This is a genomic window from Rhodococcus sp. 06-1460-1B, from assembly GCF_002258475.1.
GTDB classification, from domain to species: Bacteria; Actinomycetota; Actinomycetes; order Mycobacteriales; family Mycobacteriaceae; genus Rhodococcoides; species Rhodococcoides fascians.
Map to the genome: position 1 here is coordinate 444253 of NZ_NOYS01000019.1, position 25437 is coordinate 469689.

Annotated in this window: 24 protein-coding genes; 15 read left to right on the forward strand and 9 right to left on the reverse strand. The window is 64.4% G+C overall.

Translation table 11 applies throughout. The annotated features are described in order from the left end of the window. Positions 1-178: 178 nt before the first annotated feature. The 11 genes from CH268_RS10265 to CH268_RS10315 all read left to right on the forward strand — a co-directional run bounded on the left by CH268_RS10265 (position 179) and on the right by CH268_RS10315 (position 9979). Positions 179-553, forward strand: a complete 375-nt coding sequence (locus CH268_RS10265) for a DUF3054 domain-containing protein (protein ID WP_094663699.1) — start codon at positions 179-181, stop codon at positions 551-553. Positions 554-687: 134 nt separating this feature from the next. Beyond that, positions 688-2004 (forward strand): Na+/H+ antiporter NhaA, encoded by a 1317-nt coding sequence (nhaA, locus tag CH268_RS10270; protein ID WP_374758032.1) that lies wholly within the window; start codon positions 688-690, stop codon positions 2002-2004. A gap of 79 nt (positions 2005-2083) precedes the next feature. Continuing rightward, the gene (locus CH268_RS10275) at positions 2084-3337 is read left to right on the forward strand and encodes an APC family permease (RefSeq protein ID WP_094663704.1); all 1254 of its coding nucleotides are present in this window, start codon (positions 2084-2086) and stop codon (positions 3335-3337) included. Between the two features lie 31 nt (positions 3338-3368). After that, positions 3369-3734, forward strand: a complete 366-nt coding sequence (locus CH268_RS10280) for an ArsR/SmtB family transcription factor (RefSeq protein ID WP_094663706.1) — start codon at positions 3369-3371, stop codon at positions 3732-3734. Beyond that, positions 3731-4819: an ACR3 family arsenite efflux transporter gene (gene arsB, locus CH268_RS10285; RefSeq protein WP_094663708.1), complete on the forward strand. Its 1089-nt coding sequence runs from the start codon at positions 3731-3733 to the stop codon at positions 4817-4819. Before CH268_RS10280 ends, arsB begins: the two co-directional genes overlap by 4 nt. Then, positions 4819-5493: an arsenate reductase ArsC gene (locus CH268_RS10290; RefSeq protein ID WP_094663710.1), complete on the forward strand. Its 675-nt coding sequence runs from the start codon at positions 4819-4821 to the stop codon at positions 5491-5493. The genes arsB and CH268_RS10290 overlap by 1 nt, the downstream gene beginning before the upstream one ends. A 36-nt stretch (positions 5494-5529) precedes the next feature. Beyond that, entirely contained in the window at positions 5530-5952 is a 423-nt protein-coding gene (locus CH268_RS10295; protein WP_048317867.1) for an arsenate reductase ArsC, read from the forward strand. Then, on the forward strand, positions 5949-6365 hold the full coding sequence (locus tag CH268_RS10300) for an arsenate-mycothiol transferase ArsC (RefSeq protein WP_094663712.1): 417 nt from the start codon (positions 5949-5951) through the stop codon (positions 6363-6365). The genes CH268_RS10295 and CH268_RS10300 overlap by 4 nt, the downstream gene beginning before the upstream one ends. 5 nt (positions 6366-6370) lie before the next feature. Continuing rightward, on the forward strand, positions 6371-7426 hold the full coding sequence (locus CH268_RS10305; RefSeq protein ID WP_094663715.1) for an ArsO family NAD(P)H-dependent flavin-containing monooxygenase: 1056 nt from the start codon (positions 6371-6373) through the stop codon (positions 7424-7426). Then, complete coding sequence (locus CH268_RS10310) at positions 7423-8757, forward strand: FAD-dependent oxidoreductase (protein WP_094663717.1); 1335 nt, start codon at positions 7423-7425, stop codon at positions 8755-8757. The genes CH268_RS10305 and CH268_RS10310 overlap by 4 nt, the downstream gene beginning before the upstream one ends. Before the next feature lie 61 nt (positions 8758-8818). Next, positions 8819-9979, forward strand: a complete 1161-nt coding sequence (locus tag CH268_RS10315) for an MFS transporter (RefSeq protein WP_048317876.1) — start codon at positions 8819-8821, stop codon at positions 9977-9979. Between the two features lie 9 nt (positions 9980-9988). On the opposite strand, the gene CH268_RS10320 is transcribed toward CH268_RS10315, so the two are convergent. The 3 genes from CH268_RS10320 to CH268_RS10330 all read right to left on the reverse strand — a co-directional run bounded on the left by CH268_RS10320 (position 9989) and on the right by CH268_RS10330 (position 14367). Beyond that, complete coding sequence (locus tag CH268_RS10320; RefSeq protein WP_027495346.1) at positions 9989-10735, reverse strand: sulfite exporter TauE/SafE family protein; 747 nt, start codon at positions 10733-10735, stop codon at positions 9989-9991. Positions 10736-10768: 33 nt separating this feature from the next. Beyond that, positions 10769-12430 (reverse strand): NTF2-like N-terminal transpeptidase domain-containing protein, encoded by a 1662-nt coding sequence (locus tag CH268_RS10325; protein WP_176456782.1) that lies wholly within the window; start codon positions 12428-12430, stop codon positions 10769-10771. Between the two features lie 107 nt (positions 12431-12537). Further along, entirely contained in the window at positions 12538-14367 is a 1830-nt protein-coding gene (locus CH268_RS10330) for a penicillin-binding transpeptidase domain-containing protein (RefSeq protein ID WP_094663719.1), read from the reverse strand. 91 nt (positions 14368-14458) lie between these two features. Here CH268_RS10330 and CH268_RS10335 point away from each other — a divergent pair, with 91 nt between their 5' ends. From CH268_RS10335 to CH268_RS10345, 3 genes are all read left to right on the forward strand, one after another. Then, positions 14459-15004, forward strand: coding sequence for a hypothetical protein (locus tag CH268_RS10335; protein ID WP_094663721.1), 546 nt, complete (start codon positions 14459-14461; stop codon positions 15002-15004). 133 nt (positions 15005-15137) lie between these two features. Beyond that, complete coding sequence (locus tag CH268_RS10340) at positions 15138-16757, forward strand: ABC-F family ATP-binding cassette domain-containing protein (protein ID WP_094663723.1); 1620 nt, start codon at positions 15138-15140, stop codon at positions 16755-16757. A gap of 64 nt (positions 16758-16821) precedes the next feature. Further along, positions 16822-17607 (forward strand): alpha/beta fold hydrolase, encoded by a 786-nt coding sequence (locus CH268_RS10345; protein ID WP_094663874.1) that lies wholly within the window; start codon positions 16822-16824, stop codon positions 17605-17607. A gap of 178 nt (positions 17608-17785) precedes the next feature. On the opposite strand, the gene CH268_RS10350 is transcribed toward CH268_RS10345, so the two are convergent. Beyond that, positions 17786-19501 (reverse strand): AMP-binding protein, encoded by a 1716-nt coding sequence (locus tag CH268_RS10350; RefSeq protein WP_441346972.1) that lies wholly within the window; start codon positions 19499-19501, stop codon positions 17786-17788. A 77-nt stretch (positions 19502-19578) separates the two neighbouring features. Here CH268_RS10350 and CH268_RS10355 point away from each other — a divergent pair, with 77 nt between their 5' ends. Beyond that, positions 19579-20052 carry a DUF3995 domain-containing protein gene (locus tag CH268_RS10355; RefSeq protein WP_217900905.1) on the forward strand — a complete coding sequence of 158 codons (474 nt, stop codon included), beginning with the start codon at positions 19579-19581 and terminating at the stop codon, positions 20050-20052. On the opposite strand, the gene CH268_RS10360 is transcribed toward CH268_RS10355, so the two are convergent. Genes CH268_RS10360 through CH268_RS10380 form a run of 5 tightly spaced genes read right to left on the reverse strand, consistent with a single transcriptional unit; the run spans position 20049 to position 25354 of the window. Then, positions 20049-21155: an ABC transporter ATP-binding protein gene (locus CH268_RS10360; protein WP_094663725.1), complete on the reverse strand. Its 1107-nt coding sequence runs from the start codon at positions 21153-21155 to the stop codon at positions 20049-20051. The two genes, CH268_RS10355 and CH268_RS10360, sit on opposite strands and share 4 nt — an antisense overlap. Positions 21156-21166: 11 nt before the next feature. Next, positions 21167-22033, reverse strand: coding sequence for a carbohydrate ABC transporter permease (locus CH268_RS10365; RefSeq protein WP_032367120.1), 867 nt, complete (start codon positions 22031-22033; stop codon positions 21167-21169). Beyond that, the gene (locus CH268_RS10370) at positions 22033-22983 is read right to left on the reverse strand and encodes a carbohydrate ABC transporter permease (protein ID WP_094663727.1); all 951 of its coding nucleotides are present in this window, start codon (positions 22981-22983) and stop codon (positions 22033-22035) included. Before CH268_RS10370 ends, CH268_RS10365 begins: the two co-directional genes overlap by 1 nt. Then, positions 22980-24332, reverse strand: coding sequence for an ABC transporter substrate-binding protein (locus tag CH268_RS10375; protein ID WP_441344194.1), 1353 nt, complete (start codon positions 24330-24332; stop codon positions 22980-22982). The genes CH268_RS10370 and CH268_RS10375 overlap by 4 nt, the downstream gene beginning before the upstream one ends. Beyond that, positions 24329-25354 carry a sugar-binding transcriptional regulator gene (locus CH268_RS10380; protein ID WP_032367122.1) on the reverse strand — a complete coding sequence of 342 codons (1026 nt, stop codon included), beginning with the start codon at positions 25352-25354 and terminating at the stop codon, positions 24329-24331. The genes CH268_RS10375 and CH268_RS10380 overlap by 4 nt, the downstream gene beginning before the upstream one ends. Positions 25355-25437: the final 83 nt, after the last annotated feature.

The window sequence follows — 25437 nt, forward strand, 5'->3', positions numbered from 1 at the left end:
CCGGATTCACGCCTTCCGGATTCACCCCTCTCCTTCCGGATCAATGCGCCTTTGTTGCAGTCCAACCGACTGAAACCCACATTGATCCGGACCTGGGGGCGGGATCCAGTGGCATCGAACGGCCCGCACCTGCACTCGTAGGCGCGGGCCGTTCGCGTCGGTGTCCTACAGTGGGCCCGTGAAGTTTCGTTCCCCGGCCGTCGCTGCCGTCCTCGATCTCGTCATGATCGTGCTGTTCGCCGCGATCGGCCGTCGCAGTCACGACGAAGCCACCGCGCTGTCCGGACTTTTCCACACCGCCTGGCCGTTCGTCGTCGGTGCGGTCTTCGGCTGGATCGCTACGTTCGCTCTGTACCGCAACAAGTTCGACGCGTTCCTGGTTGTTCCGACGGGCATTCTGGTGTGGGTCACCACGGTCGTCGGAGGCATGATCCTGCGCACGGCGACAGGTCAGGGAACCGCTACCGCGTTCATCATCGTTGCGACGATTTCGACCGCGATTCTGCTGCTCGGTTGGCGCGCGATCGCCAGATTCATTCCCTCGGTTCGGTGACAGGGACCTTTTCGCGATAGGATCATCCACGGTGCGCCGGGAAGTCTGGTCGGCAATAGTTCTGTGCTGCGCACATGTCCGTCGACTCGGCGGACGCGCTCAGCACGACGTTGCTACCGAAAGGCGTTGTTCCCGTGTCTGATTCACCGATCCCCAAAGAGAGATTGCCGCTGTTCTCTCGCGGTTCCTGGTCCGAGGCCGACCGCATCGCACAGGTCTTGCGCAAAGAGACCGTCGGCGGCGCATTGCTTCTCGTTGCCACCGTGGTCGCGCTCGTGTGGGCCAACTCACCGTGGTCCGCCGCCTACGACACATTGATGAGCACTCGCGTCGGGCCGTCGGCTCTGCATCTCGATCTGACTCTGTCGACGTGGGCCGCCGACGGGCTGTTGGCCATCTTCTTCTTCGTCGTCGGACTCGAACTCAAACGCGAGTTCGTTGCCGGTGATCTGCGCGATCCGGCACGCGCCGCATTGCCGGTGGCCGCGGCCGTCGGCGGAATGGTCGTTCCCGCAGTCATTTTCGTGCTGTTCAACCTCGGCACCGGGGATGGCGCTCTGCTCGGCTGGGCCATTCCCACCGCGACCGATATCGCGTTCGCCGTGGCCGTTCTCGCTGTGATCAGCACGCATCTGCCGACAGCGCTGCGAACCTTCCTGCTGACTCTGGCCGTGGTCGACGACCTTTTGGCCGTCAGCGTCATCGCGATCTTCTACACCGACGACATCAACTTCATCGCCCTCGGCCTGACGCTGATCCCGCTCGCGCTGTTCGCGGTCGCCGTGCAGATGCGCGTCCGCTCGTGGTGGGTGCTCATCCCGCTGGCCGTGGTGACGTGGGTGCTCATGCACGAGTCGGGTGTCCACGCCACCGTCGCAGGCGTTCTGCTCGGCTTCGCCGTCCCGGTGATCCGGAGCAAGGCGAACGGCGGCCCCGATGCGGGCCCCGGTCTCGCCGAGCATTTCGAGCACAAGATCCGGCCGATCTCCGCGGGTATCGCTGTGCCGCTGTTCGCCTTCTGCGCAGCCGGTGTGACTGTCGGCGGCTTCTCCGGCCTGGCCAGCGCCCTGACCGACCCGATTGCCATCGGCATCATCGCCGGCCTCGTCATCGGCAAGGCCATCGGCATCTTCGGCACCACCTACCTGGTCTCGCGCTTCACCCGGGCCACCCTCGATGCCGGCTTGAAATGGCTCGACGTCTTCGGCGTCGCGATGCTCGCCGGTATCGGTTTCACGGTGTCGCTGCTGATCGGCGATCTGGCATTCGGTGAAGGCACCCAGCGCGACGATCACGTGAAGGTCGGTGTGCTCGCCGGTTCGATCATCGCTGCGTCCATCGCGTCGATCATTCTGCGTACCCGCAACAAGGCGTACCGCGACTTCTACATCGAAGAGACGCGGGACGACGACCACGACGGAATTCCGGACGTGTACCAGCAGAAGAAGTAGACCGCGGCCGACATCTGGTCTGTTGCCACTGTTGAGGGGCCTCTACAGTTGTCGCCGTGATCGACATCCGGGTCCAGGCATGACCGACCCACAGCCGCTGGCCCGTCGACTGGGCCTTGTCGATGCAGTCGTCATCGGTGTCGGCTCGATGGTCGGGGCGGGAGTGTTCGCGTCGTTCGCTCCCGCGTCGGCCGCAGCGGGTGCCGGCTTGCTGATCGGCCTCGCCATCGCGGCAGTCGTCGCGTTCTGCAACGCGACGTCCTCCGCGCAACTCGCCGCCCAGTATCCGACGTCGGGCGGGACGTACATCTACGGTCGCGAACAACTCGGTGAGTGGCCCGGCTTCCTCGCCGGCTGGACCTTCGTCATCGGCAAGACCGCAAGCTCGGCGGCCATGGCGATGGTGTTCGCGGCCTACGTCGCCCCTTCCGGCTATACGAAAGCCGTTGCGATCCTTGCCATTGTCGCGTTGGCGGTGGTGAACTACTTCGGCATCACCCGCACGGCGCTGCTGACGAAGATCCTCGTCACCGCGGTACTCGCCATCCTCGTCGTCGGGGTGGTTCTGGGCTGCGCCGGCTCGCCGGGCAACGGCATGGGCACGTCGGGATCCCTCACCGGGGACGGCTGGTACGGAATTCTGCAGTCCGCGGGATTGCTCTTCTTCGCCTTCGCCGGCTACGCGCGCATCGCCACCCTCGGCGAGGAAGTGGTGCGGCCCGAGCGCACCATTCCACGGGCCATCGTCTCTGCACTCGGCATCGCGTTGCTGATCTATGCAGCGGTTGCCGTGACGTTGTTGACAGTATTGGGCCCGGACCTACTGGCCTCGTCGTCGGCTCCGCTGGTCGATCTCGTTGTGACGTCCGGGTATTCGTGGGCATCACCCGTCATGCGCATCGGTGCCGGACTGGCTGCGCTCGGAGCGTTACTGGCCTTGATCGCCGGTATCGGACGCACGTCGTTGGCGATGGCCCGCCACCATGATCTGCCGTCGTATCTGACTGCGGTCCACCCTCGCTACTCGGTGCCGCACCGGGCCGAGATCACTCTGGCGGCGATCGTCAGTGCCGCAATTCTCGTCGTGGATCTTCGTGACGCCATCGGCTTCTCGTCCTTCGGAGTGCTGCTGTACTACCTCGTCGCCAACGTCAGCGCGTACACCCAGGGCACCGAACACCGACGCTATCCGCGCCCCCTGCAGGCGCTCGGAGCGCTCGGGTGCCTGGTTCTCATTGCCACGCTGCCCTTGTCGTCGATCGCGATCGGCACCGTTGTGACACTGCTCGGCGTCCTCTACCGTCTGGTCCGGGTTCAGCGACTGTTCACTTGACGGCTGATTCGACAGGGGTCAATATAGACCAATGTCGAATCAAGACCGGACTTCCTCGGCCGGCGCATGCTGTTCGCCGCTCGTCCACGAACCGCTGACCGTGGACTGGGCCGGGGATCTGGCCCGCATGTTCAAGGCTCTGGGCGATCCTGTGCGCCTGCGGATGCTCAGCCTCGTCGCCAGCCACGCCGGCGGCGAAGCGTGCGTGTGTGACATCTCCCCCGCTTTCGACCTGTCGCAACCGACGATCTCCCACCACCTCAAGGTGCTCCGCGAAGCCGGGCTGCTCGACTGTGAGCGACGCGGAACCTGGGTCTACTACTGGGTCGTTCCAGCTGCCTTGCAACAACTGTCGTCGGTACTCACCGCAGCGGACCCCACGGTGGTCACGGTATGAGCACCACCACGGATACCGCCGTCGTCGGCAAACTCTCCACGCTCGATCGGTTCCTCCCGGTGTGGATCGGTGTCGCCATGGTCGTCGGCCTGATCCTGGGACGCATGATCCCCGAGCTGAACGACGCGTTGTCGTCCATCTCCGTCGACGGGGTGTCGCTGCCGATCGCCGTCGGCCTACTCGTCATGATGTATCCGGTACTGGCCAAGGTCCGCTACGACCGCCTCGACACCGTCACCGGCGACAGGCGACTGCTGATCGGATCGCTCGTCCTCAACTGGGTCCTCGGACCGGCGCTGATGTTCGCTCTCGCATGGCTTTTCCTGCCGGACCTGCCCGAGTACCGCACCGGACTGATCATCGTCGGCCTCGCTCGATGCATCGCGATGGTCATCATCTGGAACGACCTCGCCTGCGGAGACCGTGAGGCCGCGGCCGTGCTCGTGGCGATCAACTCCGTGTTCCAGGTCTTCATGTTCGCCGTCCTCGGATGGTTCTACCTCTCGGTACTGCCCGGCTGGCTCGGCCTGGAGCAGACCACGATCGAAGCGTCGCCGTGGCAGATCGCGAAATCGGTGCTGATCTTCCTCGGAATCCCGCTGATAGCCGGATTTGCATCGCGCTTCTTCGGTGAACGCGCCAAGGGCCGCACATGGTACGAGGAGAAATTCATCCCGAGGATCGCCCCGTGGGCTCTCTACGGGTTGTTGTTCACCATCGTCGTTCTCTTTGCGCTGCAGGGTGATCGGATCACCTCACAGCCCTGGGACGTGGTGCGCATCGCGCTGCCCCTGCTGGTCTACTTCGCGGTGATGTGGGGCGGCGGTTACGCACTCGGTGCCGCCATGGGCCTGGGCTACGAACGCACTACCACCCTCGCATTCACCGCTGCGGGCAACAACTTCGAGCTCGCCATCGCCGTCGCCATCGCCACCTACGGCGCAACGTCCGGGCAGGCGCTCGCCGGGGTCGTCGGTCCGCTCATCGAGGTGCCGGTCCTGGTCGGCCTCGTCTATGTCTCACTTGTTCTGCGTAAGCGCTTCTCCCCCAGTACGTCCGTGACCACAGCGACAAAGGAGTCCTGATGTCCGAAGACACTTTTGCCAGGAGCCACCGCGCCCAGCCCGAGCTACTGATGCCACAGGCGATCCTCTCGCGCACTGCCGCACGACTGGCTGCGCAATACGAGGGTATCTTCTCCACCCAGACCGTCGAGCGCTACGTCTTCGAGTCCTACACCGCATTGCGTCGAACCTCGAAAATTCACACTCACCTGACCACATTGGCCGGCAAGTTCGCCGCGGACCGCCTCACCGCACTCGCCCAATCACAAGGCGACGCACCGAAGTTCGTGCCCGAGGTGCTGTTCATCTGCGTCCACAACGCCGGACGGTCGCAGATGGCCGCAGCCTTGCTCGAGCACCACGCACGGGGACTTGTCCACGTCCGATCTGCTGGCTCGGCCCCCACCCACGAGATCAATCCGATCGTGGTGCAGGCCATGGAGGAACTCGGCATCGACCTCGGCAGCGAATTCCCGAAGCCATTGACCGACGACGTGGTAGCCGCTGCAGATGTTGTGGTGTCCATGGGGTGTGGCGACGCCTGTGCCGTCTACCCGGGCAAGCGCTACCTGGATTGGCAACTGACAGACCCCGACGACAAGACCGTCGATGAAGTGCGTCTGATCCGAGACGATCTCGATGCTCGTGTCCGTCAACTGCTCAGCGAGCTGACCACCACAACCGTACCGGCCTGAGGCATCGGCCTCCGCGCTCGAAAGGTAAACGACTCCATGTCCGACACACCCAGTGTTCTCTTCGTCTGCGTCCACAACGCCGGTCGATCTCAGATGGCCGCCGGATTTCTGACCCATCTCGCCGGCGATACCGTCGAGGTACGTTCTGCCGGTAGCGCTCCCGCGGACACCATCAACTCGGCAGCGGTGGAGGCCATGGCCGAGGTCGGCATCGACATCTCGTCGCAGTCGCCGAAGATCCTGACCACCGAGGCCGTCGAGACGTCCGACGTCGTCATCACCATGGGCTGTGGCGACGCGTGCCCGGTCTTCCCCGGCGTGAGCTACCGCGACTGGGCACTGGCCGATCCGGCAGGAAAAGGCGTCGAGGCAGTCCGCCCGATTCGCGACGAGATCAAGCGTCGAATCGAAGACCTGATCGCCGAACTGGTTCCAGCGAAGCAGAGTTCGGCGTCATGACGACACCCAGCGTGCTGTTCGTCTGCGTCAAGAACGGCGGCAAGTCACAGATGGCGGCCGGCCTGATGCGCAAGGCCGTCGGCGATTCGGTCGAAGTCCACTCTGCCGGAACGAAGCCGGGCGGAACGGTCAATGCACTCTCGGCCGAGGCGCTCCTCGAAGTCGGCGTCGATCTGTCGGGTGAAGTACCGAAACCGATCGACCCCGCTCTGCTCGCCCGGATGGACTACGTCGTCACCCTCGGCGGTGAGGCGAAGGTAGACGTGGTCGACGGCCCCAGATTCGAGAACTGGGACACCGACGAACCGTCCGAACGCGGTATCGACGGCATCGAGCGGATGCGTCTGGTGCGTGACGACATCGCGGGCCGCGTCGGAGAACTGGTATCCCGATTGCGCAGCGCGGAAACCTGATCCGAATGAACACCGAGGTGGTAGTGATCGGCGGCGGTCAAGCAGGACTGGCCGCCGGCTACTACCTGCGACGAGCCGGTCTGGACTTCGTCATCCTCGACAACCAGACGCACGCCGGTGGGTCCTGGCAGGACTACTGGCCGTCACTGCATCTGTTCTCGCCGGCCGAGTACTCGCGACTACCCGGTTGGCCGATGCCGGCGTGGCACAGTGGTTTTCCGCCGGCATCGCATGTGGTGGACTACCTGCGGGCGTACGAGAAGAAGTACGACTTGCCGGTGCACAGGCCCGTCGACGTGAAGTCCGTGCATCGTACGACCGAGGGCTATCGAGTCCACACCGACGGCGAGTCGTACGGTGCCGCAGCAATCATCAATGCGACGGGAACGTGGTCTCGGCCGTTCTGGCCGAGCTACCCGGGTATGCGCGAGTTCGGTGGAACCCAGCTGCATGCCGCTGACTACCGAACGCCGGGTCAGTTCGTGGGCAAGCGAGTAGGAATCGTCGGCGGCGGAAACTCGGCTGCTCAGATACTTGCCGAGATATCCACGGTCGCGCAGACCCTGTGGTTCACCAACCGCGAGCCGAGGTTTCTGCCCGACGACGTCGACGGTCGGGTGCTGTTCGATGTCGCCAGCGATCGGTCCCGCACTCTGGCGGCAGGCGGTCCCGATACCGGCGGGGTCGCAGGTCTGGGCGACATCGTCATGGTCCCGCCGGTGCGGGAGGCCAGGGATCGCGGAGTGCTGCACGCCCGGCCGATGTTCACCGCGATCACCACCGACGGCGTCACCGACGGACATACGACGGAGAAGCTGGATGTAATCCTCTGGTGCACCGGATTCCGACCCGCACTGCGGCATCTGCAGCCGCTGCATTTGCACACCGAAGGATCACGAATCGTATTGGACGGCAATCACGTCCGCGGCGAAGCGACGCTGGTGTTCCTGGGCTACGGCGACTGGACCGGCCCCGCCTCGGCGACGCTCATCGGCGTCGGCCGGACGGCACGCGCAGCAGTGGACACTCTAGTTCGACGAGGAAAGGTAGATCAGACATGAACGAATACCCCGTAGTGGTGGTCGGCGCAGGCCCCATCGGTCTCGCTGCCGCGGCGCACCTGGCCGAAACCGGTTCTGCCGTCATCGTTCTCGAACGTGGACCGTCGGCCGGATCGGCGGTGTCCGAATGGAATCACGTGCGGCTGTTCTCTCCGTGGTCCGAGGTCGTCGACCCGGCTGCCGCCCGACTGCTCGAACCCACCGGTTGGACTCCACCGGACGGCGACACCTACGCCACCGGACGCGAATGGGTGGAGCACTATCTCGCGCCCCTCGCTGCTGTGCTCGGCGATACCGTCCGAGTCGACTGCGAAGTGGTCGGCGTTGCCCGCCGGGGACGCGACCGCGTCGTCGACGCCGGACGCGACACCGAACCACTGTCGGTGCATGTTCGCCACTCCGACGGCAGCGAGGAACGCATCCTCGCTCGCGCCGTGGTCGACGCGTCGGGCACCTGGGGATCACCGAATCCATTGGGCAGCGAGGGACTTCCGGCCATCGGCGAGAAGGCCGCCGCCGACCGCATCGACTACCGAGTCCCCGATCTGGCCGATCCGACGATTCGCTCCCAGTTCGCGGGCAAGCACACCGTCATCGCCGGTAGCGGTCACTCCGCGCTGACCGCCGTCATCACCTTCGCAGAGCTCGCCGCCGACGAGCCCGGCACGACGCTCACCTGGGCCGTGCGTCGAGGCGTCACCGCGGAGGTCTTCGGCGGCGGCGCGGCCGACGAACTCGCGGCGCGCGGCGCACTCGGCCAACGCGCGAAGAAGGCCGTCGACGACGGTTACCTCACCGTGGTCTCCGGATTTCGCACCGAAGCCGTTGCGGTGCAGGGTGATCGGCTCACCCTCGTGGGCGACGGCGGCACCCGTATCGAGAACGTCGACCGCGTCGTCGCACTGACCGGGTTCCGTCCGGACTTGTCGTGGTTGTCCGAAGTGCGCCTCGATCTCGATCCCACTCTGCAGGCACCGAAGTTCGTCGCCGAGCTGGTGGATCCGAACATCCACTCCTGCGGCTCGGTGTCACCACACGGAGTCGAGGAGCTCACTCAGCCCGAGCCCGGCCTGTACCTGGTCGGCATGAAGAGCTACGGACGTGCGCCGACGTTTCTTGCGATGACCGGATACGAGCAGGTGCGCAGCATCGCCGCCGAACTGGCAGGCGATCACGAGGGCGCGCGAAAAGTGGAGCTGACGTTGCCCGACACGGGCGTCTGCGGTGGGGCCGGCCTGTTCGACGAGCCCGACGCCCCCACGACCGGTGGGTGCTGCGGTGCCCCGGCGGCTCCCGAATTGATCAGCCTCGGCGCACCGCTTCGTGACTGATTCTGTGACAGTCGATTCGACGTCGCCCTCGGAGTCACACCCGGGGCGACGCCGAATTCTCATGGTTCTGTGCGTCACGGAGATCACCAGCTGGGGAATTCTCTACTACGCCTTCCCCGTTCTGTCGCCTGCGATCACCGCGGACACCGGGTGGTCGACGACGTCGATCGTGGCCGCGTTCTCGATCGGTCAGTTCGTCGCAGCGCTGGTCGGGATTCCTGTCGGTCGCATCCTGGACCGGCGCGGCCCTCGCTGGGTGATGAGCGCTGGTTCCATTCTGGCTGTACCCGCGTTGGTTCTCGTCGCGACAGCACCGAGCCTGCCGTTGTTCTTTCTCGGATGGTCGATGGCCGGTATCGCCATGGGAGCGGTGCTGTACCCGCCCGCGTTCGCGGCGTTGACACGGTGGTGGGGCACCGATCGCGTCCGCGCCCTGATGATCCTCACGCTGGCAGCGGGACTTGCCAGTACGGTCTTCGCCCCACTGACCGCGATCTTGTCGAGCCATACCGATTGGCGGCGAACGTATCTCGTGCTCGTAGTCGTTCTGCTGATCGTGACTGTCCCCGCACACGTGATCGGGCTGCGCGGACAGTGGCCGTCCGCGGACAGGTCGAGACGCACGCGGGCGATGCCCACCGCTGCAGCGACCGTCCGTAGCCGTCCGTTCGTCATGCTCACCGCAGCGATGACCGTCACCGGCTTCGTCGCGTTCGCCGGAGTTTTCAATCTGGTTCCGCTGCTGATCGAACACGGTGCCGACGCTGCTCTTGCAGCAACAGCGCTCGGGCTCGGCGGAGCGGGTCAGGTCCTCGGTCGCATCGGCTATCTTCCGCTGCAGCGATTCGCCGGTACCCGAGTCCGAACTGTAGGCATCATCGCGGCAACGGCCATGACGACCATCCTGCTCGGTGTCGCCACCTCGGTCGTGACTCTGATCGCCGTAGCGATCGGTGCCGGTCTGGCCCGGGGTTTGTTCACCCTGGTGCAGGCCACTGCCATCACCGATCGCTGGGGTCCGAGCGAATATGGGCACCTCAGCGGAATCATGTCCGCGCCGATCGTCATCGCGATGGCGTCGGCACCCTGGGCCGGTGCCGTACTCGCCGAATGGACCGGTAGCTACTCGGGTGCCTACATAGCACTCGGTTTACTGGCCCTGATCGCTATTGGTCTGGCATTGCTGAGCATGCCCGCCCACATCGAAGCACGAAACCACTGATCCTCAGCTTCAGCCGAATGCCTGGTACCCCAACCAGCCGGCGAGGCCGAGTCCCAGAATGCCGACCCCCACGCGGAGCACGATCGGCGAGATCACCTTGACGGTCGGTGGCCCGCAGGCACCGCCGACGAAGCAGCCGATTGCGAGAGCCAGAGCGGCCCACCAGTTCACGTGGCCGGAGAACGAGAAGATGATCGCCGCAATGAGATTGGCGATGCCGAGGAAGAAGCTCTTCAGAATGCTTGCGCGCCAGAACGTATCGGACGTACAGATCAGCGCCAGAGCCAGGAAGATAACCCCGGCTCCGGCTCCGAAGTAGCCTCCGTAGATGGCGACGGCGAACAGCGCCAGCGGGTACAGCGTCGGAAATTGCCTGCCGCCGGACAGCGTTCGGATTTTCGGCTGCAGCAGCAGCGCAATCGCAGCCATCGCGACCAGGAACGGCACGATCACCTCGAACGATCCCTCCGGAGTGACGAGCAACAGGATGGCCCCGGTGGTCCCGCCGAGCGCCGAGTAGACGGCGTAGCGAATCAGCTGTTTGCCGTCCTTGGCGAGTTCGGCCGACGAGCTCGTAGTGGCACCCACTCCGGCAGCAACCAGCGCGACGGTGTTGGTGACGTTCGCCGAGACCGCGGGAAGCCCTACCGCCAACAGCGCCGGATAGGACACGAGGGATGCGAGCCCGGTGACGAACCCGATGAGGCCGGCGAAGAACCCGGCCACCACCAGTAGTCCGAAATCGAGCACAGTCACCGGACAAAACTACCGTGCCTAACGATCGAGCCCCTATTCGACGGGGTTCGCCATCTCCTGCAGCAAGCGGCTCGTCATCCGCACTGCCTGATCCCCACCGTCGGCGTCCTCGATGTAGACGGCGAAGGCAACATCGCCGCTTGTCGCGAGCACGAAGCGATCATCGCCGCTCTCTCCGGCAAATCCCTGCACGCCGTCGAACGTATCGAGACCACTGCTGTTCGACGATGCGGCCACGATCTCACGCAGGCGGGCTGCAGCGTCAGGGCCCATGGGCTCGGCTGCGCGGTCTGCCACTGCAGTCTGCCCGGCGACGATGGCCGGCGTGGGCGCGCTTCCGCGGGAGATCGCTGCTGCCATCTGGGCAAGTCCGAACGGTGTCACCGTCGCCTCGGCTCCGGATGCGGTGGAGACGTTCCGAATACCGTCGATCGCGCTCCGGCTGTCGGCGGGGGTGCCGGTGTAGGCGTCGAGACCGGGCATCGCATAGTGGATTCCCAGACCCAATCGTGCTGCCGCGTCTTCCGCACTGTCGTCGCCGCGATCGGCCTGTACGGCTTTGATCAACTCCGACGCGGTGCCGGCCGGATAGGAGCCGGCGAACACCACGTCGCCCTGCTCGTTGGCGTAACTGTTCTGTGCCGCACCGAGTATCGCACCGGTCGACGTCGACACCGCCACGATCGACGCGGATGTACCCGCCATCACCACAGCGTTCTCGGCCGCGAGTTGGACGCGCGGATCGAGCGTTGCGTGCAGGTCCGGTCCGCCCGGTCCTTGGAATCCCACGCGTCGTTCACCGGTTCCGTCGACGGTGTAGGTGTCGACGGCCCAGCCTGCGGTGGCGTCGCGGCCGGATTGCCATGCGGCGCGCAGGGAGTCGAGCACAGGGGAGGTGATTCGACGGTCGTCGACGATGAGCTTCGGCTGCGGGGCGACAACCACTCCCGGCACCGCTCGCAGATCGTCTTCGAGAACGGCGAAGTCGTCGTCGCGCAGTGTCACTGCGGTGATCGGAGCTCCGTGGGCCGAATCGAGTTCCTTCAGTAGCGATTCGGAGGTGATCAGCGGCGCGACGACGTCGATGACATCGGCGAGTTGCTGAGTCGACGCCGCCGGATCACTGATCTGGGCGGGGTCGAGAGAGATGGCGTTGATGGTCCGCTCACTCATCAGCACGTTGTTCGCGGAATCGAAGATCAACGGCGGAGCGGCGTCGGTGCGGGTGTAGCGAACCGACCCACCGGAGGTCAGATCCGGAACGAGCGTGGCCGGATCCCACGCGATACGCCAGCCGACACTGAGCTTCTTGGTTGCGCCCTGAGCGCTGTACTTCCAGTCCTTGCCCTCGCCGAAATTCCAGGCGGACGCGAGCGTGAAGAATCCGCTCTCGTCGGAGAGATCCATGTACTGCGTCAGGTCGAAGTCGCCCGTCGATCTACCGTCGGCCGACAAACCGTCGAACATCTGATTCAGAGCTGCCGTCGCGGCGTTCGGGTACGTCGTCAGTGCTGCCGCCGCCGCGACATCGCGGTTGTCCAGCGCGTCGACGAATTTGGAGACCAATACCTCGGCCTCGCTCGGTGGGCGGTCGACCATCCAGAACACGGCCGAGACCGACAGCGTCGCCGATGCTGCAACTGCGACGAGGTAGCGACCGCGGACCTTGCGCGGGCCACGACGGACACGACTCATAGAACTCATGAGTCACAATATTCACTGTAGTCACACGAGTAACAAGCACGGGATTCATACGAGCCGGTCACGATTGAGATACGGAGTGGTCCGTTTACCTCGCGCTGTTACCTCAGAAAGCGTCCTGCAGCCTCGATAGCGGGTGCCGAACTTCCCGCGTTGTTCACGAAGACCGCGAACGCGAGATCACCGGAGATTCCGACGAACCAGCCGTGCGCTCCTTCGTTGTTCGGCCCGAATTCGGCGGTTCCGGTCTTGCCGAGCAGCCCCGGAATGTCGTTCAGTGCCGTGGCCGTACCACCGGTGATGGTCTCGCGCATCATGGCCTTGATCTGCTCGGTGACCTGTGGGTTCACCGCTGCCGGCTGCATGTTTCCCACGCCGGGCTTACCCGAGACGACCGTCGGCGGGAGCAATCCGTTGTTCGCGATCGACGACGCGACCAGCGCCATACCGAACGGTGACGCAGTCACCTGCCCTTGGCCGATGGCGGATTCGACGCGCTGCGCCGGGGTGTCGGCCGACGGCACCGAACCGGTGACGGTCGTCAGGCCCGGGGTCACGTAGTCGACGCCGAGGCCGTACTGCGCGGCCGCGTCGGTCAGACCGTTCGGCGGCAGGGCGACGCCGAGTCGGCCCATCGTCGTGTTGCACGATTTCGCGAAGGCAGTGTGCAACGGAACGTCGCCGAGCGCGAAGTTGTCGTCGTTGGGAATCTGACGTCCCTCGATGTTTTCCGTCGCCGGGCACGGCAACACCGTGTCGGGGGTGACGGCACCGGATTGCAGAGCAGCCGAGGTGGTCACCGTCTTGAAGGTCGACCCGGGCGGGTAGAGACCGGTCAGAGCAATCGGGCCCTCCGCATCCGCTGCGGCGTTCTGCGCGACGGCGAGAACCTCTCCGGTAGACGGCCGAAGCGCGACGATCGCAGCCTGCTGCGGCACCGACGCCAGGGCGTTCTCGGCCTTGATCTGCAACGCCGAGTCGACGGTGGTCGCGATGTCGTCACCGGTGGAGGCGTCGCGACCGGCAAGCTGGGTGACGGTGTTGTCGGCAGCGACCGATTGGATCGCCCAGCCCCGATTGGCCGCCTGCTCCTGTTCCCACAGCGTCGTCAGGTCGCTGAGAACCGGCGAGACAAGATTGCGATCGGTGGCCAGCAGCCGAGTCTGTGGTGCCAGGGTGACTCCCGGAACGGCCGCGAGCTGCGCTCCGATGGGATCGATATCCGCCTGACGGAGCGAGACTATGGTCGCCGAATCACCTTGTGCAGCAGCAACAGACGACGCAACAGACTGGGCCGTGATCCCGGGAACGACGGATCCGACGAGAGCGGCGACGGCCACCGGATCGGCCGTCGCATCGACGTTGACGAGGGTGACGACCTGCTGCGACATGAGCTCGCCGCCGCTGGCATCGAAAACCTTGGGCGCGACGAGCGCGTCGGTCGGGGTGAATCGGACCGAGGAATCGGCCGTCAGTCCGGGGACCAAGATGGCCGGGTCCCAGGTGATCTTCCACCCTTGCGGAGTCTCTGCCGCGGTCGCAGACGTCGTGTAGTTCCACTCCTTCGGCTGGCCGTCCGGTTCCGCCGTGCCGTCGGTGGTGGTCGAGAAGCGCCAACCGGCGTTCAGCGTGAACGTGCCCGCATCCTCGTTCGCGTCGACAGCCTCGAAATCGGGAGTGGCCGTCACCGTTCCGCCGCCGGACAGCCCGTCGTACAGCTGGGTGAGCGCGGCGCTCGCGCCCGCGGGATCGGTCGTCAGCGCGGCTGCCTGATCGATGTTCGAGCTGTTGACGGCGGCTGCGAACTGCTCGGCGACCGTCTGCGGCTGATCGGGCCCACTGTTTCCGCAGGCAGCGACCACCAGGGCCAGCACGGACACGATTGCGGCCAGAGTCGTCGGTCTTCTCGTTGTGCGCACGGAGTCGATCATGCCCCAGGCCTCCGACGAATCGGCGGTGGCGCGAACCCGAGATGGGGTGTAATTATGTAATTAGTATTACGGAACCTACAGAGGAGTCACCATGAAACCCAATGGACGCTCGTTCGGTCGCCCCGGCGGCTGGCAGCACGCAGATGTTCCCGACGCCACCGATGCCGGCGACTGGTTCGGCGGCAGATTGCCCGACAGCTGGTTCGAGGGCACCGCGTCGGTCGAGGTGGATCGCGAAGAGATCGTTGTGGTCGGGACGTTGGCCACCGAGGAGGGCAGTTCACCTGCCGCCACCGAAGGCCGCATCGCCCGATTCCGAGAAGGCACCCGGGCCGAGCGCATGCAGATTGCCGACGAGGCCGAGAAGCGCTACGGACGCAAGGTCGCCTGGGGCGTTCGGACCGATTCCGAGGTAGTCCTGTTCACCCACCTGGCCGTCCCGGTCATGACCCGCCTGCGTCAGCCCGAACGACGCGTCCTCGACACCCTCGTCGATGCCGGAGTCGCGCGGTCTCGTGCAGACGCTCTGTCGTGGGCCGTGAAGTTGGTCGGCGAGCACACGCAGGACTGGTTGAACGAACTGCGCGGAGCCATGTCGACTGTGGACGAACTCCGCAAGAAGGGGCCCTCGGTCTAAATCGCTTGCGGATTGCCCACGTTCGGCATTAGCGTGGAGATCGCCTTGTTGCCCACAGATTCGGAGAGGCCATTGCTCTTTCAAAGGTTCTAGACGCCTGCAGTTCGACCGCACGCACACCTTTGGAGCATCCATGCCTCATTCATCTTCCCTCTCTGTCTCCGATCTGACGTTCTCCTGGCCCGACGGCGACCCCGTGTTCGACGCGTTGTCGGCCATCTTCCCCAGCGGCACAACAGGTCTCGTCGGATCGAACGGTGCCGGAAAGTCGACCCTTCTGAGATTGCTCGCCGCAGAACTGACGCCGCAGCGCGGTTCGATCTCGATGCCCGGCGTCCTGGGTCATCTCCGTCAGGACATCGCACTCGACCCCGAGCTCCCAGTGGATCGCGTGCTGGCCATCGATTCGGTCCGAAAGGCATTGCATCGCATCGAATCCGGCACATCCTCCGAGGACGATTTCGTCATCGTCGGATCGGCCTGGGACGTCGAGGAGCGCGCGCTGGCGTTGCTGAACAAGCTCGGTCTGGGCGGCATCGTCGGCTCCCTCGGCGACCTGGATCGACCGGTCGGCACGCTGTCCGGTGGCGAAGCGATGCTGCTGGCTCTCACCGCGCAGTTGCTCGCCGAACCAGATGTACTGCTTTTGGACGAGCCGACCAACAACTTGGATCGCGTTGCACGAGAACGACTGTATGCGGCCGTGGACGGATGCTCGGGGGTGCTCGTCGTCTGCAGCCACGACCTCGAATTGCTCGAGCGTGTCGATACCATCGCCGAGGTCCGCGCCGAACGCAGCGGCACCTCCCGAGTACGCCTGTTCGGTGGAAACTACACGCACTACCGATCGGTGATCGACGCCGAGCAGGAAGCCGCTCGGGCGAGCGTCCGAGACGCCAAGAACGACGTGCGCAAGCAGGAACGCGAATTGGTCGACACACAAATCAAACTCGATCGCAGGTTGCGCTACGGCAAGAAGATGTCGGAGCAGAAGCGCGTACCTCCGATCCTTGCGGGCAGACGCAAGCGGGCCGCACAGGAATCGGCCGGCAAACTACGCGGTACCCACGGCGATCGCGTCGACGATGCCCGGACGTCCCTGTCTGCCGCCGAGGATCTCCTGCGCGACGACCGCGAGATACGCGTCGACCTGCCCGCAACCAAAGTTCATCCGGGACAGGTAGTTCTGACTCATGACGACGTTCACATCGTCGGTCCCGAACGCATCGCGCTCGTCGGGCCGAACGGAAGCGGCAAGACCACCCTGCTGCGCAGTCTCGACGCCGCCGAGGCCGAAGTGCCGTGGAAATACCTTCCGCAACGCCTCGACATCTTCGACGAATCACGCACCGTTGCCGAGAACATCGCCGACGTGGCCCCGCACGCCACCGCCGAACAGATCCGTGGGCAACTGGCGCGATTCCTCTTCCGCGGATCCGACGCCGATGCCGTCGTCGCCACCCTCTCCGGAGGCGAGCGACTGCGAGCCGCACTGGCACGAATCCTGCTGGCGGAGCCTGCACCGAAACTACTGATGCTCGACGAGCCCACCAACAACCTCGACATCACCAGCCGCCAACACCTCATCGACGCACTGAACACATTCGAGGGTGCGCTGATCATCGCCAGCCACGATCGCCCGTTCCTCGACGCGATCGCCCCTACCCGCACCATCGACCTGACGCCGATCGCCCAGCCCACCGAGTCGGCCGAGTCGGCCGCGGAAACACCCACCCGGGAGGAGTCAATGTGACGTTCGGTGGCCTTTTCGGGGGTCAATGTCACGTTGAGTGGACGTCCAGGGTCAGAATCGGGAGGTGGAATATGCCTCGAATGCAGATGATGGGACGCAGATCGCGTACACGGTGGTGGGGTCCGGGCCGCCGTTGTTGATGGTGCACGGCAGTTTCCTGACGCACACGATTTGGCGGACGTTCGGATATGTGAAGGCGTTGCGCGGGACTCGGCAGCTCATTCTGGTCGACAGCCGCGGTCATGGCCGCAGCGAGAAGCCCCATACTCCCGACGCCTATTCCATGGCCAACATCGTCGGCGATCTCACCGCGGTTCTCGACGCGGTCGGCGCTCCGACCGTCGACTATCTCGGCTATTCGTTCGGTGCGAGAGCCGGCCTCGCGTTGACGGCAGCGAGGCCCGAACGCGTGCGTTCACTCGCGGTGGGCGGCGGTAGTCACGGCGCTCAGGCGGGAGCGTTCGACAGGCTGTTCTTCCCGGGCTGCGCGGACGTGTTGGAGCGCAGCGGCATGGACGGGTTCCTCGAGGCATGGAACGAGCACCGCATGTTCCCCATCGACCCGGGAACACGAGCGGTGTTCTCCGCCAACGATGCTCAGGCCATGGCCGCGTACATCCGCGCATGCGACGCCGATCCCGGCCTACCCGACGAGGTCCTGCAGCACTTCACCCCACCGTCGCTGTTCTACGTCGGCAGCGAGGATCGAACCCGGCTGGGCGACACCCGTGCCGCCGCCGCCCTGGTGCCCGACTCCGAACTGCACATCGTTCGCGGCTTCGACCATGCGACGACGATGGCCGCATCGGACGAGGTGCTCGAATTCCTCGAGCGGTTCTGGGGCAACTGAGCTCAGTGTCCACAATTCGCCTCGAGAATCGGGATCCCGCCGCGAGCAACCAATAATGGGCGCTCACGTCACCTACGACAACCGACCCTGCCGGCCCCACCCACAACTGATCTGAGCGTCCACAATTCGCCTCGAGAATCGGGATCCCGCCTCCAGCAGCCAATAGTGGGCGCTCACGTCACCTCTTCAGCGCAGGGAACTGGTCGTCACGCCACTCGCTGTCCAGTGGTCCGACGGCCGCGTCCTCACGGGCGCGCAACTCCACGCGGCGGATCTTGCCCGAGATGGTTTTGGGTAGCTCGAAGAACTCGATACGCCGAACTCGCAGGAACGGGGCCAGGTGCTCGCGGGCGTACTTCAAGATCTCGAATGCCGTGTCCTCGTTGGGTTCCCAGCCAGCTGCGAGCGCAACGTACGCCTTGGGGACGGCCAACCGCGTCTCGTCGGGAGCCGGAACGACGGCCGCCTCGGCCACCGCGGGGTGTTCGATCAGCACGCTTTCGAGCTCGAACGGGGAGATCTTGTAGTCCGAGGCCTTGAATACGTCGTCGGTGCGGCCGACGTAGGTGATGTAGCCCTCGGAATCCCGCGATGCGACGTCACCGGTGTGGTAATAACCGTCGGCCATGACGGCAGCGTTGCGTTCGGGGTCGCCGAGATAGCCGGTCATCAGGTTGAACGGATTCTGGCCCAGGTCGAGGCAGATCTCTCCCTCGTCGGCCAGTTCGCCGGTGGTGGGGTCGACGATCACCACGGGGACGCCGGGTAGTGGCCGGCCCATCGATCCGGACTTCAGCACCGCACCCGGCGTATTGGCAACCAGCGCAGTGGTTTCGGTCTGGCCGAAGCCGTCCCTGATGTTCAGGCCCCAGTCCTGCTGTACCCGCGAGATCACCTCTGGGTTGAGCGGCTCGCCGGCACCGATTGCCTCACGCAGTGAACCACCCCCGCCGGCGAGGTCTGCCTGAATCAGCATGCGCCACACGGTCGGTGGCGCGCAGAACGTTGTCACCTCGGCGCGGCGGATCTGCTCGAGCAATGCCTTCGCGTCGAACTTGCCATAGTTGTAGATGAAGATGGTCGCTTCGGCAATCCATGGCGCGAAGAAGCAGCTCCAGGCGTGCTTGGCCCAGCCGGGCGAGCTGATGTTCAGGTGCACGTCGCCCGGGCGTAGCCCAAGGAAGTACATCGTGCTCAGATGCCCAGCGGGATAGGAGATCTGAGTGTGTTCGACGAGTTTCGGCTTGCTGGTGGTACCGGAGGTGAAGTACATCAGCAGGCGGTCGGTCGGTGCGGTGACGGACTCGAACGGTTTGGCCTCGACGGAGCGGGCATCCGAATAGTCGACCCAACCGTCGTGGGCGGTAGTGGCGATTCGCAGATAGTCTCCGGGCACGTCGTCGAATTTGCCGGTGTCCGAGGGGTTCACGATCACGGCGCGAGCATTGCCGCGCACCATTCGGTCGGTCAGGTCCGCGGGCCCGATCGCAGTGGTCGTCGGCATCAGCACCGCTCCGAGCTTCATCACCGCGAGCATCGACTCCCAGAGTTCCACCTGGTTGCCCAGCATCAGGATCACCGAGTCGCCGCGGCCGATTCCCTGCAGTTCGAGCCAACGAGCCACCTGATCGGAGCGACGCGCCATGTCGTCGAAACTGTATTTGGCCTCGCTGCCGTCCTCTTCGACGATCCACAGCGCGGTGCCGTCGTTGCCACGGGCAATCGCGTCGAACCAGTCGATGGCCCAGTTGAACGTCTCGCCGAACGACGGCCATTCGAAAGTCGCTACCGCACGGTCGTAGTCGCCGTAGGTGTCGAGCAAAAGATCGCGTGCGGTTTTGAATGCCGTATAAGCCGAGTCGCCCATGTTTCCTCCTGCGCCTGTGATGCCCATCACCGCCACGGTAGGGGAGATGAACAGTTCCTCGCTACCCCTGAACGGGGGTGGCAACTCGGCTAGCCTCGATCACCGTGGCCATCCGATTCTTTGCGATCGCGTGCGTACTGGGGATCATTCACGCCGCGTTCTCCGCCTATTGGGCTGCAGGTGGTCGATGGATGCTCGACACCGTCGGTGCCTTCGCCACGGAGTGGGCCGACTCCGAACCGGCAACGGCACGAACGGGACTGCTGGTGCTTGCCCTCGTCAAACTCGCCGCAGCAATTCTCCCGGCCCTCGCCTATCTGAACCGGCCGCGCCTGGCAGCACAGAACCGGACGAGGGTGCCGTCGTTGATCTTCGGCATATCCTGGCCCGGCTCGGTACTGCTGATTCTCTGGGGCGGTGCGTCGTTCAGCGGAGCAGTGATCGGATTGGTCGTCTCGGACGAGAACCGATCGGTCAAGTACGGTCACCTGTTCTTCGACGGCATCTTCCTGCTCTGGGGCGCAGCGCTTCTGACGGCGCTGATCCTGTCCAGAAGATCCCCGTACCAACCGCGTTAGATGCGCTCCCCCGTCTCAGGGTGGAAGAGGTGGATCGCACCGTCGAGTCGCGTCAGCCCGATGCTCTCGCCGATCTTGGCCGGGGCTCGGACGGCCGAACGCGCAACCAACGACACCGGTCCCCCATCGAGACCCTTGACCTTCGGGTCGTCCAGGTGCGCGTACAGGTAGGACTCGCTGCCGAGTTCCTCGATCAGATCCACCTTGCCCTCGAAGCCTTCGCCGCCGCCCTGCACGATGCCGAGCTGCTCCGGGCGTAGCCCGACGGTGACGTTGTCGAGACCCAGGCCGGCGAGCTTGGTCAGCTCGTCGCGTTCGAGCGGAAGCAGGAACGAGCCGATCTGAACGCCACCCGAGCCGATGGGAACCGTCATCAGGTTCATTGCAGGCGAGCCGATGAAGCCGGCGACAAATGCGTTGACGGGGTTGTCGTACAGGTCTGTGGGAGAGGCGAACTGCTGCAGTTTGCCGCCGCGCAGCACGGCAACACGATCGCCCATCGTCATGGCCTCGACCTGGTCGTGCGTGACGTAGACCGTCGTGGTGCCGAGCCGGCGCTGCAACGCCGCGATCTGCGTACGCGTCTGGACTCGCAGTTTCGCGTCGAGGTTGGACAGGGGCTCGTCCATGCAGAACACCTGCGGCTCACGAACGATGGCACGCCCCATGGCAACTCGCTGACGCTGACCACCCGAGAGCTTGCCGGGCTTGCGGTCGAGGTACTCGGTGAGGTCGAGGATCTTTGCGGCCTCGGCCACCTTCTTCGTGCGCTCCTCGAGGGACACACCACGCATCTTCAGGGCGAAACCCATGTTCTCCCCGACGGTCTTGTTGGGGTACAGGGCGTAGTTCTGGAACACCATCGCGATGTCGCGGTCCTTCGACGGCACACCCACCATGTTCTTGCCACCTATCTCGATGGCACCACCGTCGATCTCCTCGAGGCCGGCGAGCATCCGCAGGGCAGTGGACTTGCCGGAGCCGGAAGGCCCGACCAGCACGACGAATTCGCCGTCCTGGATGTCGAGGTCGAGTGAATCGACGGCGAGCTTGTCGGCACCTTCGTAGACGCAGGATGCCTTCTTGTACGTGATTGCAGCCATGGGACTTTCTCCTACTTGATTGCGCCGAAGGACAGGCCGCGCACGAGCTTGTTCTGCGCGAACCATCCGGCAAGGACGACGGGAAGTGCTGCGAACGTCGCAGCTGCGGAAAGCTGGGCCCAGTACAGGCCCTGACCGGTGATGAATCCGACGAGGTACACCGGAATCGTCTGGGCCTGAACGGCAGTGAGGTTGACCGCGAAGAAGAACTCGTTCCACGAGAAGATGACGCAGATCAACGACGTGGCCGCGATGCCGGGCGAAACCAGCGGCAGGATCACCTCACGTACCGAGGTCCACAGTGACGCGCCGTCCATACTCGCGGCTTCGAGCAGTTCGCTCGGCACTTCGAGGAAGAACGATCGCATCATCCACACGGCGATCGGAAGATTCATCGCGGTGTACAGCACGACCAGAGTCCAGATGTTGTCGAGCATTCCGATGTCACCGACGATGACGTACAGCGGGACGATCGCGGCGACGACGGGCAGCATCTTGGTGGAGATGAAGAAGAACAGCACGTCCTTCGTCTTCTTGACCGGTCGCAGTGACAGAGCAAAGGCGGCCGGAACACCCAGCAGCAGAACGAAGATCGTCGAGACGACGGTCGCGAACGCCGAGTTCAGCAACGTCGTGCCGATGCCGCTCTCCAGGACCCCTCGATACTGATCGAGGGTCGGTGTGAAGAACAGCTTGGGCGGGTCGGAGTAGGCGTCGGCCTCCTGCTTGAAACCGGTGAGGACCATCCACAGCACCGGGAAGAAGAACGCGATGCCTGCGACCCAGGCGACGAAGGACCAGATGGAACCCGGGCCCCACTTGGTCTTGCGCTTGATCGGCGCGGGAGTAGTTGTCTTGTCTACAGTTGCGGTACTCATCACGCAGCCTCCTCGGTTCCGCTGAAGCTCTTGAAGATCAGTCTCAGCGCCAGGGTGCTGACGATGATGGTGGCCACGACGGTGACGACGCCCATGGCCGCGGCCTGGCCGATGTCGAAGCCGAGGAACGCTCGCTGGTAGATGTAGAACGGCAGGTTCGCGCTCGCCACACCCGGTCCGCCGGAGGTCATCATGTAGACCGCGTCGAAGGTGTTGACCAGATAGATGGCCCCGAGCACCGCACCGAGCTCGATGAATCGGCGCAGATGCGGGAGGGTCAGCTCACGGAAGAGCTTGACCGGCCCTGCCCCGTCGACCCGTGCCGCCTCGGCGATGTCCTTCGGCATCGACTGCAGGCCGGCCAGGATCAGCAGCATCATGAACGGGGTCCACTGCCAGATCAGGTTCGCCATGACGGCGGGCAATGGGTAGCGCGAGACCCAGTCGATCTGATCGACAGCGAACGGGCTCAGCGCGAAGTTGATCAGGCCGAAGACCGGATCGAACATCGTGGTCTTCCAGATCAACGCGCCGGCGACCGGGGTGATGAGGAACGGGGTGATCAGTAGGGTGCGAATCAGGCTGCGGCCGATGAACTTCCGGTCCAACAGCAGAGCCAGGAACAACCCGAGAACCACCGAGATGATGACGGTTCCGACGATCATGATCACCGTGTTGAGGGCGACCTCACGGAACTGGCTGTCCTGGAAGACTGCCACATAGTTGTTGAGCCAGTTGAACTTCTGCGAACCCGGTCGAACCAGGTTCCACGACTGCGTCGAGTAGTACAGCGTGAACAGGAACGGAACCTGGGTGACGAGAATGGCGAACACCATGGCCGGCAGCAGCGGGCCGCGGCGACGCCACCCTTCGGCCTTGGAGATCGTCCTCGGTCTCGGTACGAACTCCTCGGAATCGGCCTGCGCCGATCGTGTTGCGGTGGTGGTCATCCCTGGTCCTCCTGGTACGTCTTACCGACCACTTCGGCGTATTGCTGCGCTTGTTCGAGCGCGTCGTGGACGCTGATTCGTCCTGCTACTGCGGCGCTGATCTGTTGACTGACACGGGTTCCGAGGTCCTGGAACTCGGGGATGGTCAGGAACTGCACTCCGGTGTACGGAACCGGATCCACCGTGGGATTGTTCGGATCCGCGCCGTTGATCGAATCGAGGGTGACCTGACCGTACGCAGCGGACGCCTCCTCGTATTCGGGAATCTGGTAGGTCGACAGACGGCTGCCGGGAGGCACTCGCTCCCAACCCAATTCGTTGCCGACCTTGTTCAGGTATTCCTTGCTGGTCATCCACGAGACGAACTTCCAGGCGTCGTCCGGATTCTCGGACGTCTTCGGGATTCCGAGGGCCCAGGAGTACAGCCACCCGTTGTCGCCCTTGGCGGCCGACGGTGCCTTGGCGTATCCGATCTTGCCGACGACGTTCGAAGACGTCGGGTCTTCGAGGACCGACACTGCAGATGTGGCGTCGTACCACATTGCCGTATTTCCCTGCGACAGTTGCGTTCCGCATTCGCTGAAACCGCTCGTCGCTGCGCCTGCCTGACCGTGCTCACGGACCAGGTCGACGTAGAACTGAACGGCCTGTTCCACCTCTGGGCTGTTGAGCTGTGCGTTCCAGTTCTCGTCGAACCACCGACCACCGAATGCGTTGATGACGGTATCCAACGGGGCGAGTACTTCACCCCAACCGGGCTTGCCGCGCAAACAGATTCCCGATACGTCCGGGCTGTCGAGCTTCGCGGCGGCGTCGGCGACTTCCTGCCAGGTGGGCTCCTCCGGCATGGTGATGCCGGCAGCCTCCATCAGGTCCTTCCGGTACATCAGGAAGGAGGATTCGCCGTAGAACGGCACCGAGTACATGCTCCCCTCGTACGACAGCGACTCCTTCAGGGTGGGAATGAAGTCGTCCTCGTCGTAGCCCGGTGTTGCGTCGGCATACTCGGACAGGTTGGTCAGCCAGCCGTTCTCGGCCCACTGCGGGGTCTCGAAGTTGCTGATCATCACCACGTCGAACTCGCCGCCGCCGGTGGCGACCGAGGCGGTGATCTTGGCCCGCGCCTCGTTCTCCGACAGCGACACGAACTTCAGATTGATACCGGGGTTCTCCGCCTCGAACTCCGGAGCGAGCGAAATGGCGTCGGACATCTGTGAATTGGAGACGATCGCGACGGTGATCGTCTTGCCGTCACCGTCACCACCGAACGAGCCGGCTCCGGCGCAGCCGGACAGCACCAAGGTTGTCGCAAGCGATGCCGCGACAGCCACTTTCGGTAAAACCCTCACTGAAATACCTTTCCATTGGAGGTCGCCGTTGCAGGAGCTTGCGCAACGAGCCAGCGTGCACTTTCGATGTCGGTCACCAGGATCGAGGCCAGTCCGCCGCGCAGAGCACCGAGGAGCGCCTCGTGTTTACGTTGCCCACCGGTGACGAGCACAGCCCGATCACACGCCCTGATGGCGTCGAGCCCCACCGACACGGTTCGGCCGGGGAGTGATCCTCCGGTATCGATGCCGTCGGCGTCGTAGAACCGTCCGCCTATCTCGCCGACTGCACCGAGGCGGCGCAATTCTTCGAGCACGTCGAGGTCGATGAAGCTGCCCTCGAACAAGGTGGTGGACGTGGAAACGGGACCGATGCCGTACATCATCACATCGGCATCGGTCCCGGCTTTGAGGGCGCGCGAGATCACGGAATCCTGCTCCAACGCAACGACTGTCGCCTGATCGGCATACAGCGGCGCGTTGAGCCTGATGGGTGTCGCCTGCAGGTACGCAGCGCACCGTCCGAGTGTGTACTCGACACCGGTCTGATAGTCGGCCGAGGTGATGGAGCCGTCGAGTTGTACCACCGCAGCACATTTGGTGGATCGGGTCTTCAGCGAGCTCGCCACCGCCACCGTTTCGGGGCCCCAGGTGAACCCCAGGACGTCGCGATCCTTGAGTCGACGCGAGAGCAACGTCGCTGCCGCTCGGCCGAGGGATCCGTAGCCGGTGTCCGTGCCGTCGATGACGTCCGAGACGACCAACACCTCGGTGAGTCCGAACTTCGCTTCGAGCTCACGCTCGACGTCCGCATGCACGGTGCCCTGCAGATCGTCGGGGACGTTGATCTCGATCGTCACGAGCCCTTGGGAACGAGCCCGCGCGACCAACCGTCCTGCAGTCGGGCGCGAGACGCCCAGCTTCACGGCGATCTCGGCCTGCGTCGCACCTTCGAGGTGGTACATGGTGGCGGCGCGCAGAGCCAGCCGGAGATCTTCTCCCGACCGCGCGGACTTCGCCCCGCCGGGCTCCGATCCGTCCATGACGCCTCCCTGACCAGTGAGCAAATGCTCAGCTCGTGTTCATCTGCTCACTAAGCTAACATTAAGGTGTGATCTACACAACA

Bases quoted from the DNA above. Each gene is read 5' to 3' on its own strand.
- CH268_RS10300 (WP_094663712.1), top strand. From the start codon at position 5,949: ATGACGACACCCAGCGTGCTGTTCGTCTGCGTCAAGAACGGCGGCAAG.
- arsB (WP_094663708.1), top strand. From the start codon at position 3,731: ATGAGCACCACCACGGATACCGCCGTCGTCGGCAAACTCTCCACGCTC.
- CH268_RS10305 (WP_094663715.1), top strand. From the start codon at position 6,371: ATGAACACCGAGGTGGTAGTGATCGGCGGCGGTCAAGCAGGACTGGCC.
- CH268_RS10295 (WP_048317867.1), top strand. From the start codon at position 5,530: ATGTCCGACACACCCAGTGTTCTCTTCGTCTGCGTCCACAACGCCGGT.
- CH268_RS10280 (WP_094663706.1), top strand. From the start codon at position 3,369: ATGTCGAATCAAGACCGGACTTCCTCGGCCGGCGCATGCTGTTCGCCG.
- CH268_RS10330 (WP_094663719.1), bottom strand. From the start codon at position 14,367: ATGATCGACTCCGTGCGCACAACGAGAAGACCGACGACTCTGGCCGCA.
- CH268_RS10310 (WP_094663717.1), top strand. From the start codon at position 7,423: ATGAACGAATACCCCGTAGTGGTGGTCGGCGCAGGCCCCATCGGTCTC.
- CH268_RS10360 (WP_094663725.1), bottom strand. From the start codon at position 21,155: ATGGCTGCAATCACGTACAAGAAGGCATCCTGCGTCTACGAAGGTGCC.
- CH268_RS10290 (WP_094663710.1), top strand. From the start codon at position 4,819: ATGTCCGAAGACACTTTTGCCAGGAGCCACCGCGCCCAGCCCGAGCTA.
- CH268_RS10365 (WP_032367120.1), bottom strand. From the start codon at position 22,033: ATGAGTACCGCAACTGTAGACAAGACAACTACTCCCGCGCCGATCAAG.
- CH268_RS10350 (WP_441346972.1), bottom strand. From the start codon at position 19,501: ATGGGCATCACAGGCGCAGGAGGAAACATGGGCGACTCGGCTTATACG.
- CH268_RS10380 (WP_032367122.1), bottom strand. From the start codon at position 25,354: ATGGACGGATCGGAGCCCGGCGGGGCGAAGTCCGCGCGGTCGGGAGAA.
- CH268_RS10340 (WP_094663723.1), top strand. From the start codon at position 15,138: ATGCCTCATTCATCTTCCCTCTCTGTCTCCGATCTGACGTTCTCCTGG.
- CH268_RS10325 (WP_176456782.1), bottom strand. From the start codon at position 12,430: ATGAGTCGTGTCCGTCGTGGCCCGCGCAAGGTCCGCGGTCGCTACCTC.
- CH268_RS10370 (WP_094663727.1), bottom strand. From the start codon at position 22,983: ATGACCACCACCGCAACACGATCGGCGCAGGCCGATTCCGAGGAGTTC.
- CH268_RS10335 (WP_094663721.1), top strand. From the start codon at position 14,459: ATGAAACCCAATGGACGCTCGTTCGGTCGCCCCGGCGGCTGGCAGCAC.
- CH268_RS10315 (WP_048317876.1), top strand. From the start codon at position 8,819: ATGGTTCTGTGCGTCACGGAGATCACCAGCTGGGGAATTCTCTACTAC.
- CH268_RS10275 (WP_094663704.1), top strand. From the start codon at position 2,084: ATGACCGACCCACAGCCGCTGGCCCGTCGACTGGGCCTTGTCGATGCA.